This window comes from Aminobacter sp. Piv2-1 (assembly GCF_037625995.1).
Taxonomy (GTDB): domain Bacteria; phylum Pseudomonadota; class Alphaproteobacteria; order Rhizobiales; family Rhizobiaceae; genus Aminobacter.
Genome location: NZ_JARKMU010000001.1, coordinates 132,993 through 148,645 on the forward strand (window position 1 = coordinate 132,993; position 15,653 = coordinate 148,645).

Sequence of the window (15,653 nt, forward strand, 5' to 3'; positions counted from 1 at the left end):
GAAGTCTGGCGGAGCGGTCATGGAAATCATCGAGACCAACTACGTGACAGCGGCTCGTAGTGGAGGAGGGCGTTCACCATGGCGACGCTTCCTCGACTGGGGCAAGGTCGGCTACCTGTTCATCCTGCCCGCGCTCGTCATCTATCTTGTCGTGATCTTCCTGCCGATCCTGCGTGGCGTGAACTACGCGTTCACCGATTGGGATGGGCTCAGCCGCACCGTCAATTATGTCGGCCTCGCCAACTTCCGGCGCATGTTCGACGATGTGCAGGTCAGATCGGCGATCGGCACGACGCTGCTCATCGCGGCGGCGCTGGTGTTGGTCAAAGTCACCTTCGGCTTGCTGCTTGCGCTGGCCGTGGACGGCAATCTGAAGTCGCGCAACTATCTGCGCATTGTCTTCTTCATGCCCGTGGTGCTGACCCCCATCATCGTCTCCTACATGTGGAAGTACATCTTCTCCAACCAGGGGCCCCTGAACATGCTGCTGAACCTGGTTGGATTGGAGAGCATGCGATGGCTCGGAGACCCGACGCTGGCCCTCATCAGCGTCATCGTGGTCACGTCGTGGCAGTCCGTGGGTCTGTCGATGGTGATCTTTCTCGCCGGCCTCCAGGCCGTGCCGCCAGAGCTTAACGAAGCGGCGGCGCTCGACGGCGCCAATCCGCTCCAGCGGCTGTGGTATGTGACGCTGCCGATGCTTGCGCCCTCGGTCACCGTCTGCGTCGTCATCGCGCTGATCCAGGGCCTGCGGTTCTTCGACCAGATCTATGCGTTGACGCGTGGCGGCCCGGGATACGCCACCGAGACGCTGTCGACCATGATCTACCGCATCAGCTTCCAGTTCGGAGAGTTCAGCTACGGCGCGGCGGTAGCGATGACCTTCTCGCTGATTGTGGCGCTGATCGTACTGCCGGTCATGAGTGTGCTCCGCAAGAGGGAAATCGTCCATGGCTAGTCGCCGTTACACTTCGCGCACGTTCGCGCTGGAAGCGGCAATGGTCCTTGCCTCCATCTGCTTCATCTTCCCGGTCTATCTGCTTGTGACGATCGCCCTCAAGGAGCGTTCGACCTGGAGCCGCGATCCGCTGAGCCTGCCGCTCGACCCAACGCTGGCCAATTTCCAGCGCGCCTGGAGTGATGCCTATCTGGGCGATGCTCTGATATCGAGCATCACGGTCGTCATCGCCAGCCTAATCGTGCTTACTGCGGTCGGATCGCTTGCGGGATACTTCCTGGCGAGGTGCCGACAGGGGTTGGGCAACACGCTTTATGTTTTCTTCTTGCTGGCGATGATCCTGCCCTTCCAGCTCGGGCTATTGCCTCTCTACCAGATGATGCGCGATCTCGGCCTGCTGGGATCGCCGCTCAGCCTGATCCTGTTCTATGCCGGCTATCAGCTGCCGTTTACGATATTCCTGTACACCGGCTACATACGGGCCATTCCGCGTGCCTATGACGAAGCTGCCAAGATCGATGGCGCCTCGGACTTCCAGACTTTCCGGCATGTCATTTTCCCGATGGTCCGGCCGGTTACCGGCACCGTACTTATTCTCAACTGCGTGTTCATCTGGAACGACTTCATGACACCGCTGCTCTATCTGCAGGGATCGTCCTGGGCGACGATTCCAGTCGCTGTGGCCGCTTTCGTCGATCAGGAAATCACGGACTGGGGCATCGTCTTTGCTGCGCTTTTGATCGGCGTCGCCCCTGTGATGCTGCTGTTCGCATTCCTGCAGCGTCGAATGATGGAAGGCTTCGCGGGCGGCCTAAAGGCCTGACGCCAAGCCCGACTACATAATCTAAGGACGAGGAAATGCCATGTCCGCGCTGATGCCCATCGATCTCCGTTGCGAGCACCTGTTTGAGCCGCAGGGACTGAATACCCGCCAGCCCCGCTTTACCTGGGCTCTGCAGGGCTCTGGCCGCAACCGTCGGCAGACTGCCTACCGCATCGTGGTTGGCTCAGACAGAAATGAGGTTGAAGCCGGGCATGGCTCGCATTGGGACAGCAGCCGAGTTGCCTCGGACGAAAGCCTGCTCATCGCCTATGCTGGCCGCAGGCTCCGATCCGACGAAACGCTGTTTTGGACCGTGCAGGCCTGGGATGAGCAGGGCGTCGTTTCCGGCTTCTCCTCGCCGGCCATGTTTCGTACCGGCCTGATGGAGCAGTTGGATTGGACGGCACACTGGATCTCGCGATCCCTGGTGCCGCCGGGTGGGCGCACCCCGCCGCAGGACACAGTCTATGACAATCCCTACTCGGCCCGTCCGGCCGATTACTATCGCAGGGAATTCAGCCTGGACCGGAAAGTGAAGCGAGCAACCGTCTATGCAACGGCGCTCGGACTTTATGAGCTGCATCTCAACGGAACGGTCGTGGGAGATCAGGTGCTGGCACCAGGCTGGACCGACTACCACAAGCGTGTCGAGTACCAGAGCTACGACGTCACGCGTCTGCTCGCCACGGGGCGGAACGCAATGGGTGCCATCGTGGGGGAAGGGTGGTACTGCGGCCGCGTCGCCCTTGATCAGAAGCGTGCGGGCAGCCACTACGGATCGCGTCCCGCACTGATTTGCCAGCTTCATATCGAATATGAGGACGGAAGCATCGAAATCGTTGGGACGGACGCGTCATGGACGTGTTCCAACGAGGCGATCGTCTACTCTGATTTGCTGTTGGGCGAGAAATATGACGCCCGGCTCGAGCAGCCCGGCTGGGACAGGCCGGATTTCGACGACGCGGCCTGGTGGGGTGCTGAAGAGACGAGCCCGCTTCCCAAGGCTCCCCTCATCGATGCGACCCGCGGTGTTCCCGTGCGTCGCACCGTCGAGTTCCATGCCAAATACCTGCACGCGAGCGGCGACGGCAAGCTGATCTTTGATCTCGGCCAGAACATTGCCGGCTACACGCGGCTTGAGCTCGAGGCGCCGCGGGACGCAGTCTTCCTGATGCGCCACGGCGAGGCACTGCAGCCGGACGGCCAGTTGTACACTGCCAACCTGCGGTGGGCACTGGCGACGGACACCTATATCTCCAAGGGCGGAAGGCAGGTCTTTGAGCCGCGCTTTACTGTCCACGGCTATCGTTATGTCGAATTGACGGTTCCATCGGGTACCCGGCCCGAAGCCGTCAAGCTGACTGGCGTCGCCGTGCATTCCGACATGCCGGTGGCCGGCACTTTCGCCTGCGGCAACGACATGCTCAACCAACTGCACTCCAATATCGTCTGGACGCAGCGTGGCAACTTCCTGTCGGTGCCCACCGACTGTCCCCAGCGCGACGAACGCATGGGCTGGCTGGGCGATGCCCAGGTGTTCTTCAATGCCGCCGCCTACAATATGGACACGGCGGCCTTTTTCGACAAATGGCTGGTCGACATTGGTGATGCGCAGACGGCCGAAGGTGCCTTTACCGACGTGGCGCCCTCGATCGTCTACACCCGCTTTGCGCCAAATCCGCCGCGCGGTGCTCCGGGCTGGGGGGACGCGGGCGTGATCATCCCGTGGCGGATGTATGAACGCTATGGAGACATCGGCGTTCTCGATCGGTGCCATGATGGCATGGTCCGCTGGCTCGATCTAATCGAGCGAAACAATGCCGACTACGTCCGCCGCAACGCCGTGTTCAGCAACTGGGGCGATTGGCTGTGTCTCGGTCCGGCGACGTCCAAGCCGCTCTTTGGCACGGCTTATTGGGCTTACATGGCGGAAATCATGATCGGCGTGGCCGGCATCTTGGGGAGGCGCCAGGATGAAGCCCGTTTCAAGGCCATGCATCGCGACATCCGTCGCGCCTTCCGGCAGGCCTTCCTGCAGAAAGACGGGCGGCTGGAGAGCGATACCCAGTGCGCCTACCTGATGGCGCTGGGTTTTGGCTTGCTCGACGAGGCCGATCGCGACAGCGCGCTTGGGCATCTGCTCAATTCGATCTCGGTGGCTGACGGCCATATTCAGACAGGCATTCACGGCATCCGGCTGGCATGTCTGGTGCTTGCAGAGTGCGGCCGGGCCGATGTCGCCTACGACCTGCTTCTGAAAAAGACCTACCCGTCCTGGGGCTTCTCGATCGAAAATGGTGCCACCACGATCTGGGAACGCTGGGACGGATGGACTCCGGAGCGCGGATTCCAGAGCGTCAACATGAATTCGCTCAATCACTATGCGCTCGGAGCAGTCGGCGAGTTCCTCTACGCCCGCGTTGCCGGCATCGAAATCGTACCAGCGGGGGCGGGACGCCGCTTGCTGCTACGCCCCTTGCCTGACCGCCGGCTTGGATGGTGCAGGGCTTCGTACACCAGCCACGCGGGTGCGATCGCCAGTGCGTGGGAATATCAGGACGACATGGTGCTGTGGGACGTGACGCTGCCCGCAAATTGCACGGCCTCGGTCGAGTTGCCTGAAACCGTCACGGACGTGACCCTGCAGGGCGATACGCTGCCTGGTATGCGGCAGGAAAATGGCCTCAAGCGTTTCGACATTGGCTCGGGCACCTACCGGTTTGCATTGCGGGCTTCTTGAGCCCACCTCGGAGTACGGCATGAAGCTTCTCAGATACGGCCCGCTGGGCAAGGAAAAGCCTGCTATCCTGGACAAGGATGGCCGGCTGCGCGACCTGAGCGCGATCGTTCAGGACATCAGCTCGGCAACATTGGCAGACGGTGCGATAGCGGCCATTGCTCGGGCCGACATTTCTGGTTTGCCTGTCGTTGCGGGGCAGCCTCGCCTTGGCGCCTGCGTGGGCAACATCGGCAAGTTCATTTGCATCGGGCTCAACTATGCGGACCACGCCGCGGAATCCAATCTGCCGGTCCCCGCCGAACCCATCCTGTTCGTCAAGGTCAACAGCGCGATCTGCGGCCCCAACGACCCCATCCGTATTCCGAGGGGTTCGACAAAGACGGACTGGGAGGTCGAGCTTGGGGTCGTCATAGGAAAGCCTGGAAAATACATCGCGGAACCGGATGCGCTTTCGCATGTCGCAGGCTACTGCGTCGTCAACGATGTCTCGGAGCGTGACTACCAGATCAGTCGCGGCGGCACATGGGACAAGGGCAAGGGGTGCGACACCTTCGGGCCGATCGGCCCGTGGCTGGTCACCCGCGATGAAATCCCAGACCCGCAACGGTTGAAGCTATGGCTGGATGTCGATGGCGAGCGTCGCCAAAACGGCTCGACCGAGACGATGATCTTCGGTGTCGCCATGCTCGTCAGCTATGTCAGCCAGTTCATGTCGCTGCAGCCCGGTGATGTCATTTCGACCGGCACGCCACCCGGCGTCGGCATGGGCATGAAGCCGCCGCGCTATCTTGAGCCTGGCAACGTCGTGGATTTGGGAATCGAGGGTCTCGGTATCCAGCGTCAGGAAGTTACTGTGGACGAGTAGCAAGGTATGTTCCATCGGGTGGCAGGCGCAAAGCGGAATGTCGGCTGCACTGCTTGTCTCGCCACCTGGATCGCCGGTTTGTCGATCCAGATCGACAACGGTTAGCTTGTTTCGCCGCCATGAGGCCCGCAATGGATTTCGCGATACCCGCCCGCGTTGAAGATTATCGTGCCCGCATCGCCGACTTCGTCGAAGGCGATATCCTGCCGCTCGAGGCTGACCGGGGCTCCTATGACACGCATGGCAACATTGCCCTGCCGCTGCTCGAGAAGCTGCGCGCCAAGGCGCGCACGCAAGGCCTGTGGTGCCTCCAACTCAAGTCCGAGACGGGAGGGCAAGGGCTTGGCAAGGTGGGCATGGCCGTCTGCTACGAGGAGATGAACCGCTCGATCTTCGGCCCGGTGGTGTTCAACTCGGCAGCGCCCGACGACGGCAACATGATGATGCTGGAGGCGCTTGGCACGCCGGAGCAGAAGGAGAAGTGGCTGAAGCCGATCGTCGAGGGCAAGGTGCGTTCGGCTTTCGCCATGACCGAGCCGCATCCAGGCGGGGGCTCGGACCCATCGATGATCACCACCCGCGCCGAAAGGCACGGAGACAAATACACCGTCAGCGGCCGCAAGTGGTTCATCACCGGCGCCGAGGACGCCAGCCATTTCATCCTGATCGCGCGCACGTCCGACGATCCCAGGCATGGTCTGTCGGCACTGATGTTCCATAGGGACCAACCCGGATGGTCCATCAAGCGCCGCATCGAGATCATGGGGCCGGAAGAACACGGCGGCCACTGCGAGCTCGAATTCGACGGGCTCGAAATCCCGTCCGAGAACCTGATCGCCGGCGAGGGCAAGGGTATGAAGGTGACCCAGGTGCGGCTCGGGCCGGCGCGGCTCACGCATTGCATGCGCTGGCTCGGCTTGTCCAAGCGCTGTGTCGAGATCGCCCGCGCCTATGCAGGTGAGCGGTATAGTTTCGGCGTCCGTCTGGCCGACCGCGAGAGCATCCAGCTCAAACTCGGCGACCTCGCCATGCGCATCGAGATCGGCCGCATGCTGGTGATGAAGGCGGCCTGGGAGCTCGACCGCGGCGGCTTCGCCCGCAAGGAGGTGTCGATGGCCAAGGTACAGATCGCCAATGTGCTGCATGACGCCGCAGATGTTGCGATCCAGATCAACGGCGCGCGTGGCTATTCCAAGGATACGGTGCTCGAGTGGATCTACCGCTACGCCCGCCAGGCGCGGCTGGTTGATGGCGCCGATGAGGTGCACAAGATGGTGCTGAACCGTTTTCTCAATGAGGAAGGCCCGGGGTTCTGGCGCTGGAACGTCGAAGGCGAGGCGATAGCTTGAGGGCGAGTGTGAGCAAGGCGCAGGTCAACAGGGATTTCGATCCGGCGGCCTTGGAGGCATTCCTCGTGGAACGCTTCGGCAGGGGTGAGATGCGGCTCGAGAGGATCGGCGGCGGCCAGTCCAACCCGACTTATTTCGTCGACTTCGGCGCGCAGCACATGGTGCTGCGCAAGAAGCCGGCCGGGCCGATCCTGCGCGGCGCGCATGCTATCGAGCGCGAGTTCCGCGTGCTGCAGGCCCTTGCGCCGACCAGCGTGCCGGTGCCGCGGCCCGTGCTCTTCCATGAGGACGACGCGCTGCTGGGCACGCCATTCTACCTGATGGAGCGGCTTGAGGGCCGTGTCTTCCACGATTGTTCGCTGCCGGGACTGTCGCGCGACGAGCGGCGGGGCATCTATCTCGCCATGGCAGAGGCTATGGCCACGCTCCATGCGGTGCGCCCCGACGAAGTCGGGCTCGGCGACTATGGCCGACCGGGCAACTATTTCGAGCGCCAGATCGGACGCTGGACGAAGCAGCTCCGGGAGTCGCCGAGCGAACGAATTCCGGCCTTGGAGACCGTGGCCGACTGGCTGCCGCGGCACCTGCCGGCGGATGATGGCCGCGTCGCGATCGCACATGGCGATTTCCGACTCGGCAATCTCCTGTTCCATCCTCAACGGCCCGAGGTGATTGGCATCCTCGACTGGGAGCTGTCGACGCTCGGCCATCCGCTCGCTGATCTCGGCTTCTGCTCAATGACCTGGCATTCCGCCCCGGATGAATATGGCGGCATCCTTGGCCTTGACCTCGAGGCGCTCGGCATTCCGAGCCAGCACGACTTCCTTGACCACTATTACGACCATGCCATGCCGACGGCAGCGCTCGAGCCTTTCCACCTGGTGTTTTCGCTGTTCCGCTTCGCAGTGATCTTCGTCGGCATCGCAGACCGGGCGCGGGCAGGCAATGCGACCGCGGCCGATGCTGCAGACGTTGGCAAATTGGCTGGTCGTTTTGCTGTGCGCGCAACCGAGATTATCGAAGGTGCGCGGCACTGGCCGAGGCATCCCTGAACACAGAGTGGACCGTGCGGTTGGCTCGATCGCCCTATGACGCGTTGGTGGAGCTGGCTGGACGGATGCGGCCCTGCGCGCAGTGAGCCACGCCTCCAACTCGGCGAGATTCCAGACCACGCGCCTTGGCGTAAGGGCAAGACGGCGATTGTCCTCGCCGCTTCTGGCCCACAGCGCATCCATGGAGTCGGAAGACAGAATGCCCCATTGCCCATCAAAGCTTGGGATCAAACATCCCTAGCCGCCCTTGCGAGCCACCATGATCGAACCATAGAGCTCGCGCGCGTGCGAAATGTGGTCTCTGGCCGCTTGAGCTGCGCCGGCCGAGTCTCCGGCTCGAATGGCGTTGAGCAGGAGGTCATGTTCGGCAACGATCTCGGTGCCGCGCTCGTGCCGCTCGGTCATCAGCTTGCGGTAGCGTTCCAGGCCGATCATCACCTGATCAAGCAGGCGCGACGCGACGGCATTGCCGGACAGATCACGCATGGTGGCGTGGAACTCCAAGCCCCCCTCCAACAGCAGTTCCATATCGCCTGCCTCCGCAAGCGCATGCATTCGCCGATTGATCCGTTCCAGCGCTTCTATGGAGATCTTCCTCGCCGTGAAACGTTCGGTGACCGTGGTCGCTATAAGGGCCTCCAGCTGCTCGCGCGTGACCGACAACTGCTCCATGTCGTCGCGTGACAGTGCCGGAATCTCTATCGAGCGATTGGGCTCGCGGTGGATGAGGCCGATCATCTGGGCCTGATTGAGCACTTCCCGCAACGGCGTGCGTCCGATGTCGACCAATTGGCCCAGTTCCTGCTCGGTCACCACGGCGCCGTTGGCCCGTTCCGGAGCGCAGATCCAGGCTACCAGGCGGTCAAAGGGCGGCAATGCGCGGCCCGAAGCGCGCATCTTCGGAAAGTATGCCGTCCGTTGAATTTCCATACTATCGTGCCCTAATGATTGATGATCTTGGAAAGAAACTGTTGCGCCCGCTCTGAACACTTGGGCGCACTACCAAAGAAATCGCCTTTTGCGCAATCGTCGACGATGCGCCCACGATCCATGAAGATTACCCGATCGGCCACGCGTTTGGCAAAACCCATCTCATGGGTCACGCACATCATCGTCATGCCTTCCCGGGCAAGGTTGGTCATTACATCGAGCACCTCGTTGACCATTTCGGGATCCAGCGCCGAGGTCGGCTCGTCGAAGAGCATGCAGATGGGGTCCATGCACAGCGCCCTGGCAATGGCCACCCGCTGCTGCTGCCCGCCCGACAATTCGCCGGGGAACTTGTCCTTGTGGTCGATCAGCCCAACCCGGCCGAGATAGTGACGCGTCTTCTCGAGCGCATCCGGCTCCCGCCTCTTCAGGACCTTCATCTGGGCCAGAGTCAGGTTCTTCAGTACCGTCAGGTGCGGAAACAGTTCGAAGTGCTGAAACACCATTCCGACCCGGGAACGCAGCTTCGGAAGGTCGGTATTCTTCGCGTTGACGGAAATGCTGTCGACCACGACCTCGCCCTTCTGGAAGGGCTCAAGCCCGTTGACGCATTTTATGAGGGTGGATTTCCCGGAGCCTGACGGGCCGCAAACCACCACGACCTGGCCCTTCTCCACGGACGAGGAGCAACCGTCCAGTACCTGCGTCGTGCCATACCACTTCGAAACCTCCCGAATGACGATCATCTCAGTCGATCCTCATGTCCCGTGCGGCCGCGGTGGCCAGGTTCAGGACGCGGTCGAGCACGGTGTCCGTTTCGCCCAGCCAGTCCGAAATTTCGGCTTCCATGGTCACATCCGGCGCGATTCCATAGCCGTCATACATCTCGCCCGTCTTCTGGAATGATGCCATCGTGGACAGGCGGACGGCGATACCGCTGTTTCCCAGCTGAAACGGAATGCTGTTGCCGCTGCGCCCGTTGCTGGGCATCCCGACGAGCGTGACGCCGCGCCAACCCTTGAAGGTCGAGACGAAAATGTCGCCTGCGCTGCCGACCCCCCAATCCATCAGCAGATAGACGGGCCTGTCGTAGTGCGGCTTGCCCGGAACGGCGCGAAGCTTCCCGAAATACCAGTCCGTGAAGTCTTCGGCGGGCGGTTGCCATTGAGGGCGGAAATCGGCGAGGAAGGCCTCCAGCGCCTGGCGCTCCGCAACGGCTATCTTGGGATCCAGGCGATAGTCCATCGCCTTGTCGTCGACCTTTAGCCTGTCGACCAGTTCGGCAACCGGCGTGCCGCGCGCTGCCCTCAGTCTGGCGACGTTGTGGATGTAAACGCCGTCTTCGGGCCGCATGAAATACGGGAACAAGGCGGCGAGGTTTTCGCGCGTTCCACCGCCGCATTGCCGGGCATCGATGATCAGGGCATCGGTTGCCTGGAACTGGCGCATGATCTCGTCGATGCGCCCCGCCAGCGCACTGTCCTTTTGCGAATAGATGCGCAGATAACCGACATTGCCCGGGAGGACCTTGCTGTCATTGGCGAGCGGAAGCAGCTTGTCGGGCTGGTCCAGGCGGTCGGTGAGCGGCAGCTCGACCGTCGAGACGGAGCGGCCGGCGTCATCGGTCAGCTCGAGCGCGACATGCGATGAACCGGGCAGGCCGAGTTCACGCCGCATGTATTCGACGAACCGTATCAGGCTGAGGCTGCGCGCGAGGCGCTGGGATCGAGAGGCGAAGGGGCCGCTCGTGACATTGCCGGCGGCCTCCAGCCAACGATGCAGCGGCATGCCGTCTATCGCCCTGACATAGGGGTGCCGCGTGTCGACCAGCCGGCGCGTCTGCGGGTGATAGGCGAAGCCCAGATTGCCCTTCACGCCGATTGCCACCGGGCTGTAGCCTGCGGGCAGGCGCTTCCGCCAATCCACGACCATGGCGTGCGAATCCCCAAGGTGTTGGACCAGCTTGTGGATCTGAAGCGCCAGGTTGTTGATCGAGACCTTCTGCGGCAGCCGCTTGGCCATGGCAGCAAGCGCGAGTTCGTAGGGGAAGGCGACCGAGGCGACGTAAGAGTGCCGATCGCCGATGATTTGGCGAAGCTGAGTCAGGTCCGCTTCTGCAGCCCAATTGGACAGGAAGCGATCCGACGAGCTGTTTTCGAACAGGTGGTTGTTGGTGAAGAACTCGAAATTGCCCATGGATTATCCTGTTGAATTGCAAGGGAATGCAGTGCCGCGGACAGTTATGTCCGTTTTTGGATGAGATGCCTGTTGACCAGCTGGGATGCGGCGAAGCTGATCACGAAGTAGACCGCGCCGGCGAACAGATAGAGTTCGACGAGCCGACTGTCGCGCTGGCCGATCTTGCTCGCCACGCCGAGGAAATCGTTCAGGCTGATCACGTAGACCAGCGAGGTGTCCTGGAAGATGATGATGCTCTTGGTCAGAAACAGCGGCAGCATGTTTCGGAACGCCTGCGGCAGCACCACGTAACGCATGGTTTGGCCGTAGGTCATGCCAAGGGCGACCGCCGCGTTGATCTGGCCCGAACGTACGCTCTGTATGCCGGCGCGAATGACCTCGCAGAAATATGCCGCTTCGAACATCACATAGGCGACGAAGGCAGAGTAGTAGGGCCCGATCGGCGAGGCCCGGCCGGTGAAGGCCTGGATGATCAGCGGGACCAGGAAGTAGAACCAGAAAATCGCGAGAACCAGCGGAATCGATCGGAACACATCTACATAGACGCTCGCCAGAAGAGACAGCCAGCGCACTGACGACAGGCGCATGAGGGCAAGGCATGTTCCCCAAACGATGCCGCCGACCAGCGACCACAGCAGCAGCAACAGCGTGAACTTCATGCCTTGCCAGAGGAAGGGAAGCGAAATGCCGATGACGCTCCAGTCGAAATCGTAGCTCATGACCGGGCTCCGCCGACAAACCCGGGAACCCGCATGCTCCTTTCGAGCAGGCGCATGGCGACGCTGACCAGATAGGTCACCAGGAAGTAGATGCTGGTCGCGGCCAGGAAGGTCTCGAAGATCTGGGCGCTGAACTCGCTGATCTGCCGCGTCTGTCCCGTCAATTCGAGCAGGCCAATGGTCAGCGCCACCGCGGAATTCTTGAAGACGTTCAGGAATTCCGACGTCAGCGGCGGAATGATGATGCGAAACGCCATCGGCAGCAGCGCATATTGGTAGGTTTGCCGCAAGGTGAGGCCGAGGGCCAGCGCGGCGTTCTTCTGGCCCCCGGGTTGCGCCTCGATCCCCGCCCGCACCTGTTCGCATATGCGGGCGGAGGTGAAGAGCCCAAGGCACAGCACCACCGAGCCGACCTGCATGACCCGGGGATCAAGCCCGTTAAGCCAGAACTGCCAGTCGAGTGGCAACAATTGCGGCACGACGTAGTACCAAAGGAAGAGCTGTACCAGCAGCGGAATGTTGCGGAACAGCTCGACATAGGCGCCAGTTGCCATCCGCACACTTCTGCCGGGGAGCGTGCGGATGACCCCAAGCACGGTTCCGATGGACAGCGCGATGATCCACGAACTGAGGGATATGGCAATTGTCCAGCCGAGGCCGGACAGAAGCCAGTCAATGTATCGTCCTTCCCCGGTAATCGTCGGTTCCCAGAAGATGCCCCAGTTCCAGTTGTAGTTCATCGCGGCTCTCCAAACGCCTGTTCCGACCTCGTGCCGTGTCGGCTCACTGCAGCGGGATGTCGTTGGGCGCGGCGTAGAGTTTCTTCATCTCGTCCCCCAGCGGCACGCCAAGGACGACGCTGCGAGGCGGGATCGGCGCGTTGAACCACTTGTCGTAGATCTTCGCCATCTCGCCGCTCTTCATCATCTCGGCCATCTGGTCGTCGATCACCTTCTTGAAGGCCGGGTCGTCCTTGCGCATGCCGCAGGCATAGACCTCGTTCGTCTGCGCGGTTCCGGTGATGTGCCAGTCGGCTGGGTTCTTTGCCTTCGAGATCTCGCCATAGAGAATTGCGTCGTCGCTCATGAAGGCGACTGCCTTGTTGGATTCCAGGGTGACGAATGCCTCGCCATGGTCCTTGGCGCTGATGATGCGCATGTCCATGCCTTTTGCTTCGTTCATCTGACGCAGCACCTTCTCGGAGGTGGTGCCGGCCGAGACGACGACGTTCTTTCCCGCGAGGTCGGGGAAGTCGGAGATTCCCGATCCGTTGCGGGTGAGCAGCCTGGTCCCGATGATAAAGAAGTTGGTCGAGAAACCGATCTGCTTTTGCCGTTCCTTGTTGTTTGTCGTGGTGCCGCATTCCAGGTCGACCGTATTGTTGATCAATAGCGGAATGCGGGTCTGCGAGGTGACCGGCACGAGGTTCACGTTCAGTTCGGTCATGCCGAGATGGGCCTTGACCGCGTCGACGAGTTGCAGGGCAATGTCCTGCGAATAGCCGACCACCTTCTGGTCGTTGTCATAGTAGGAGAACGGAATGCTCGTCTCCCGGTGGCCGATGGAGATCGTGCCGCCGTCCTTGACCTTCTTGAGCGTCCCGGTCAGTTCCTCGGCATGGCTGATCGTTGCGAACGCAGCCGCCAAACCGGCGGCTACGAAGATTCCCAGTCCTTTGTTCATTTCAGCTCCTCCCTGAAGGCCGACCGGTTTAGATTTCCATCACGCCGGCGCGCATCACCGTTCGGCCATCCACGGTGATCGTCGGGTTGTGCATGATGAAGTCGTAGTGGCAGGCCGCCTTGACGGTTCCGCCCAGCGTGATCGAGGTGCCGACGCCGATATGGCAGGTGCTGGCGACGCCTTCGTCCTCGAGCATCGAGCCGATCAGCCGGCAATGCGGGTTCATGCCGATGCCGATCTCGGCGACGTTGTAGACATTGGGATCGTTCATCGCCTCCCAGGCGGCGCGGACCTTTTCGGCGTCTCGGCCGCCGGTGATCGAAACGACGTTGCCGCCGCGTACTTCGAGCGTGACCGGCTGATCGGGAACGCCGATGCCAAGGTAGGGGATCGAGGCATCGCACACTATCCGCCCTTCGGCCGTTACCGGCGAGACGGGGGATTCGATATCCGGAACCGGATGGAAGTCGCCCGGCCGGACGATGCCCGTCTTGGCGTGAGGCGTTCCCAGGCGGCCGCGAATGTCGAGCGTGAGATCGGTGCCCGCTTCGGTCGTGACACGGACCTCCGAACCCTTGTCCCAGATGGCGGCCATCTTCATGACGTGCGGCTCGATCGCGGCAAAGTCCGCATCGATGCCGCCGCCCATCATCATCTCGGGGAGCCACTGGGTGAGCGCCACGATGCGCGCCCCTGCCGCGCAGGCGTCCTTCACGGCATGCGTGTGGGTGATGGAAACCGAAACCGGCGTGAACACCACGGGGGCGGATTTCATGGCCGCGGCAACCGCCGGGCTGGGTTCGCCGGAGTCGTTCTTCACCCGGCTCATCGTCATGATGATCGGGTTTGCGTCGGCGGCGACGACCGCGCCGGCCAGGACCTTTGCAAGCGAGAAATCCTGCGCTGCATCCGTAATGATCAGCACGTCCTCCCCCGGCTTGACTGCCGCGCAGACGTTCACGAGCTTGGCGGCACCTTTGGCCATCAACATTTCACGCATCGGTTTTCGATCCTTTTGGTTGGTAGCTGAGAGATATGGCGAAGACGGACCAGGGCGGCGGCAACCAGGTGGAAGCCCGGGGCAGCCTGCCCGGACCCGTGGTCATTCAAGGTTCATCATGAGTTGGTGGAGCAGGGCCGTGCGTTGGCGGAGGCTCGCGAGGTCGATCCATTCGTGATGGGTATGCGCGCCGCCCCCTTGCGGCCCCAACCCGTCCAGCACAGGAACGAATGCGGCGACCAGATTGGCGTCGCTCCCTCCCATGCCGCGGGCTTCCGTCAGCGAAAGCCCGAGCGGACCCGCCAGTCTCTTCGCGACATCGAACAGCTGTGCGGTGCCGGCCGAGCGCATATAGGGCATCCGCCAAATGCCGCCGTGGTAGGTGACGCGGACGTCAGGATCCTTCGCATCCAGGTCGGCAATTCGTCCCAGCATCTCGGAGGCGCAACGTGGCGTGGTCACCCTTATGTCGATACGGGCGTTCGCATGCTCAGGGACGACGTTGGCGCGGGTGCCGCCAAAGGCTGTCCCGACATTGACGGTGATCCCCCGGTCATAGTCGGTCATGCCCTCGAGCGTCAGTATCTGATGTGCCAACTCGCGGAGCGCGCTGCGACCTTCTCGATGATTGGCGCCCGAGTGCGCTGCAATGCCGGCAATATCCAGGTCGAATTTCAGCGACCCGATCCGGGATGTGATTGCCGCGCCGCCGATTTCGGCACCTTCGACCACCAGCACGTATTTCGCGCGCCTGGCAAATTCCTCGATGATGTCGCGGCTCGTCTGGCTGCCCATTTCCTCGTCTGGAACGTAAAGAAAGGTCAGAGGCAGACGCGGCGCAGCGCCTGAGCGGAGGATGGCCCTGCTGGCTTCGACCGCCATGCATGCCCCTGCCTTCATGTCGAAGACGCCGGGGCCCTCCAGGCGATTGCCGACCTGCCGTACCGGGAACTGATCGAGCGTGCCCAGCGGGTGCACAGTATCGAGATGCGAGATCACCAGGATTCCCGGTTCATTTTCTCCACCCCAGGGCGCTCGCGCCGTCAGCTTGTCGCCGCGTCCGAATGCCCCTGCAATTCGATCGACATGCATGCCGGAGCGCAGGTGAATGTCCGTAACGACGGAAACCAGTTCATTTACGGATTGCGGCCGATCGGTGGGCGTCTCGATCGACGCCCAGGCTATGATGTCGTCGATCAAGCCTTCGATCGAAATGAGATCCATCGCTCCTGCCCTTGTCCTGTGCGTGACATTCCCGTGTCAGGCACTTCGCCTGCGTTGAGCGCGACCGTTCCGCTGCACTGGTGACGATGCTCGCCGCTCGAATTGTCGCTT

Annotated in this window: 14 protein-coding genes; 6 read left to right on the forward strand and 8 right to left on the reverse strand. The window is 61.9% G+C overall.

Going from position 1 to position 15,653, the window contains the following annotated elements:
• Positions 1–19: 19 nt before the first annotated feature.
• The 6 genes from AmiPiv_RS00725 (at position 20) to AmiPiv_RS00750 (ending at position 7,787) form a co-directional block, all read left to right on the forward strand.
• Complete coding sequence (locus AmiPiv_RS00725) at positions 20–958, forward strand: carbohydrate ABC transporter permease (protein ID WP_340035327.1); 939 nt, start codon at positions 20–22, stop codon at positions 956–958.
• Complete coding sequence (locus AmiPiv_RS00730) at positions 951–1,781, forward strand: carbohydrate ABC transporter permease (protein WP_340035328.1); 831 nt, start codon at positions 951–953, stop codon at positions 1,779–1,781. Before AmiPiv_RS00725 ends, AmiPiv_RS00730 begins: the two co-directional genes overlap by 8 nt.
• A gap of 40 nt (positions 1,782–1,821) precedes the next feature.
• A complete protein-coding gene (locus AmiPiv_RS00735) occupies positions 1,822–4,521 on the forward strand; it encodes a family 78 glycoside hydrolase catalytic domain (protein ID WP_340035329.1) in 2,700 nt (899 codons plus the stop codon).
• A gap of 19 nt (positions 4,522–4,540) precedes the next feature.
• Positions 4,541–5,386 carry a fumarylacetoacetate hydrolase family protein gene (locus tag AmiPiv_RS00740; protein ID WP_340035330.1) on the forward strand — a complete coding sequence of 282 codons (846 nt, stop codon included), beginning with the start codon at positions 4,541–4,543 and terminating at the stop codon, positions 5,384–5,386.
• A gap of 131 nt (positions 5,387–5,517) precedes the next feature.
• Entirely contained in the window at positions 5,518–6,735 is a 1,218-nt protein-coding gene (locus tag AmiPiv_RS00745) for an acyl-CoA dehydrogenase family protein (protein ID WP_340035331.1), read from the forward strand.
• A gap of 8 nt (positions 6,736–6,743) precedes the next feature.
• Positions 6,744–7,787 carry a phosphotransferase family protein gene (locus AmiPiv_RS00750; protein ID WP_340035332.1) on the forward strand — a complete coding sequence of 348 codons (1,044 nt, stop codon included), beginning with the start codon at positions 6,744–6,746 and terminating at the stop codon, positions 7,785–7,787.
• Between the two features lie 237 nt (positions 7,788–8,024).
• Here AmiPiv_RS00750 and AmiPiv_RS00755 read toward each other — a convergent pair whose 3' ends face one another.
• The 8 genes from AmiPiv_RS00755 to AmiPiv_RS00790 form a co-directional block, all read right to left on the reverse strand.
• Positions 8,025–8,717: a GntR family transcriptional regulator gene (locus tag AmiPiv_RS00755; protein ID WP_340035333.1), complete on the reverse strand. Its 693-nt coding sequence runs from the start codon at positions 8,715–8,717 to the stop codon at positions 8,025–8,027.
• An 11-nt stretch (positions 8,718–8,728) separates the two neighbouring features.
• Positions 8,729–9,463 carry an amino acid ABC transporter ATP-binding protein gene (locus AmiPiv_RS00760; protein WP_340035334.1) on the reverse strand — a complete coding sequence of 245 codons (735 nt, stop codon included), beginning with the start codon at positions 9,461–9,463 and terminating at the stop codon, positions 8,729–8,731.
• Position 9,464: 1 nt separating this feature from the next.
• Positions 9,465–10,913: a S41 family peptidase gene (locus AmiPiv_RS00765; RefSeq protein ID WP_340035335.1), complete on the reverse strand. Its 1,449-nt coding sequence runs from the start codon at positions 10,911–10,913 to the stop codon at positions 9,465–9,467.
• A 44-nt stretch (positions 10,914–10,957) separates the two neighbouring features.
• On the reverse strand, positions 10,958–11,635 hold the full coding sequence (locus AmiPiv_RS00770) for an ABC transporter permease subunit (RefSeq protein ID WP_340035336.1): 678 nt from the start codon (positions 11,633–11,635) through the stop codon (positions 10,958–10,960).
• The gene (locus AmiPiv_RS00775) at positions 11,632–12,375 is read right to left on the reverse strand and encodes an amino acid ABC transporter permease (RefSeq protein ID WP_340035337.1); all 744 of its coding nucleotides are present in this window, start codon (positions 12,373–12,375) and stop codon (positions 11,632–11,634) included. Before AmiPiv_RS00775 ends, AmiPiv_RS00770 begins: the two co-directional genes overlap by 4 nt.
• A gap of 43 nt (positions 12,376–12,418) precedes the next feature.
• Positions 12,419–13,318, reverse strand: a complete 900-nt coding sequence (locus AmiPiv_RS00780) for a glutamate/aspartate ABC transporter substrate-binding protein (protein WP_340035338.1) — start codon at positions 13,316–13,318, stop codon at positions 12,419–12,421.
• A gap of 28 nt (positions 13,319–13,346) precedes the next feature.
• Positions 13,347–14,318 carry an aminopeptidase gene (locus AmiPiv_RS00785; protein WP_340035339.1) on the reverse strand — a complete coding sequence of 324 codons (972 nt, stop codon included), beginning with the start codon at positions 14,316–14,318 and terminating at the stop codon, positions 13,347–13,349.
• Positions 14,319–14,420: 102 nt separating this feature from the next.
• Positions 14,421–15,542: a M20 family metallopeptidase gene (locus tag AmiPiv_RS00790; RefSeq protein WP_340035340.1), complete on the reverse strand. Its 1,122-nt coding sequence runs from the start codon at positions 15,540–15,542 to the stop codon at positions 14,421–14,423.
• Between the last annotated feature and the right edge of the window lie 111 nt (positions 15,543–15,653).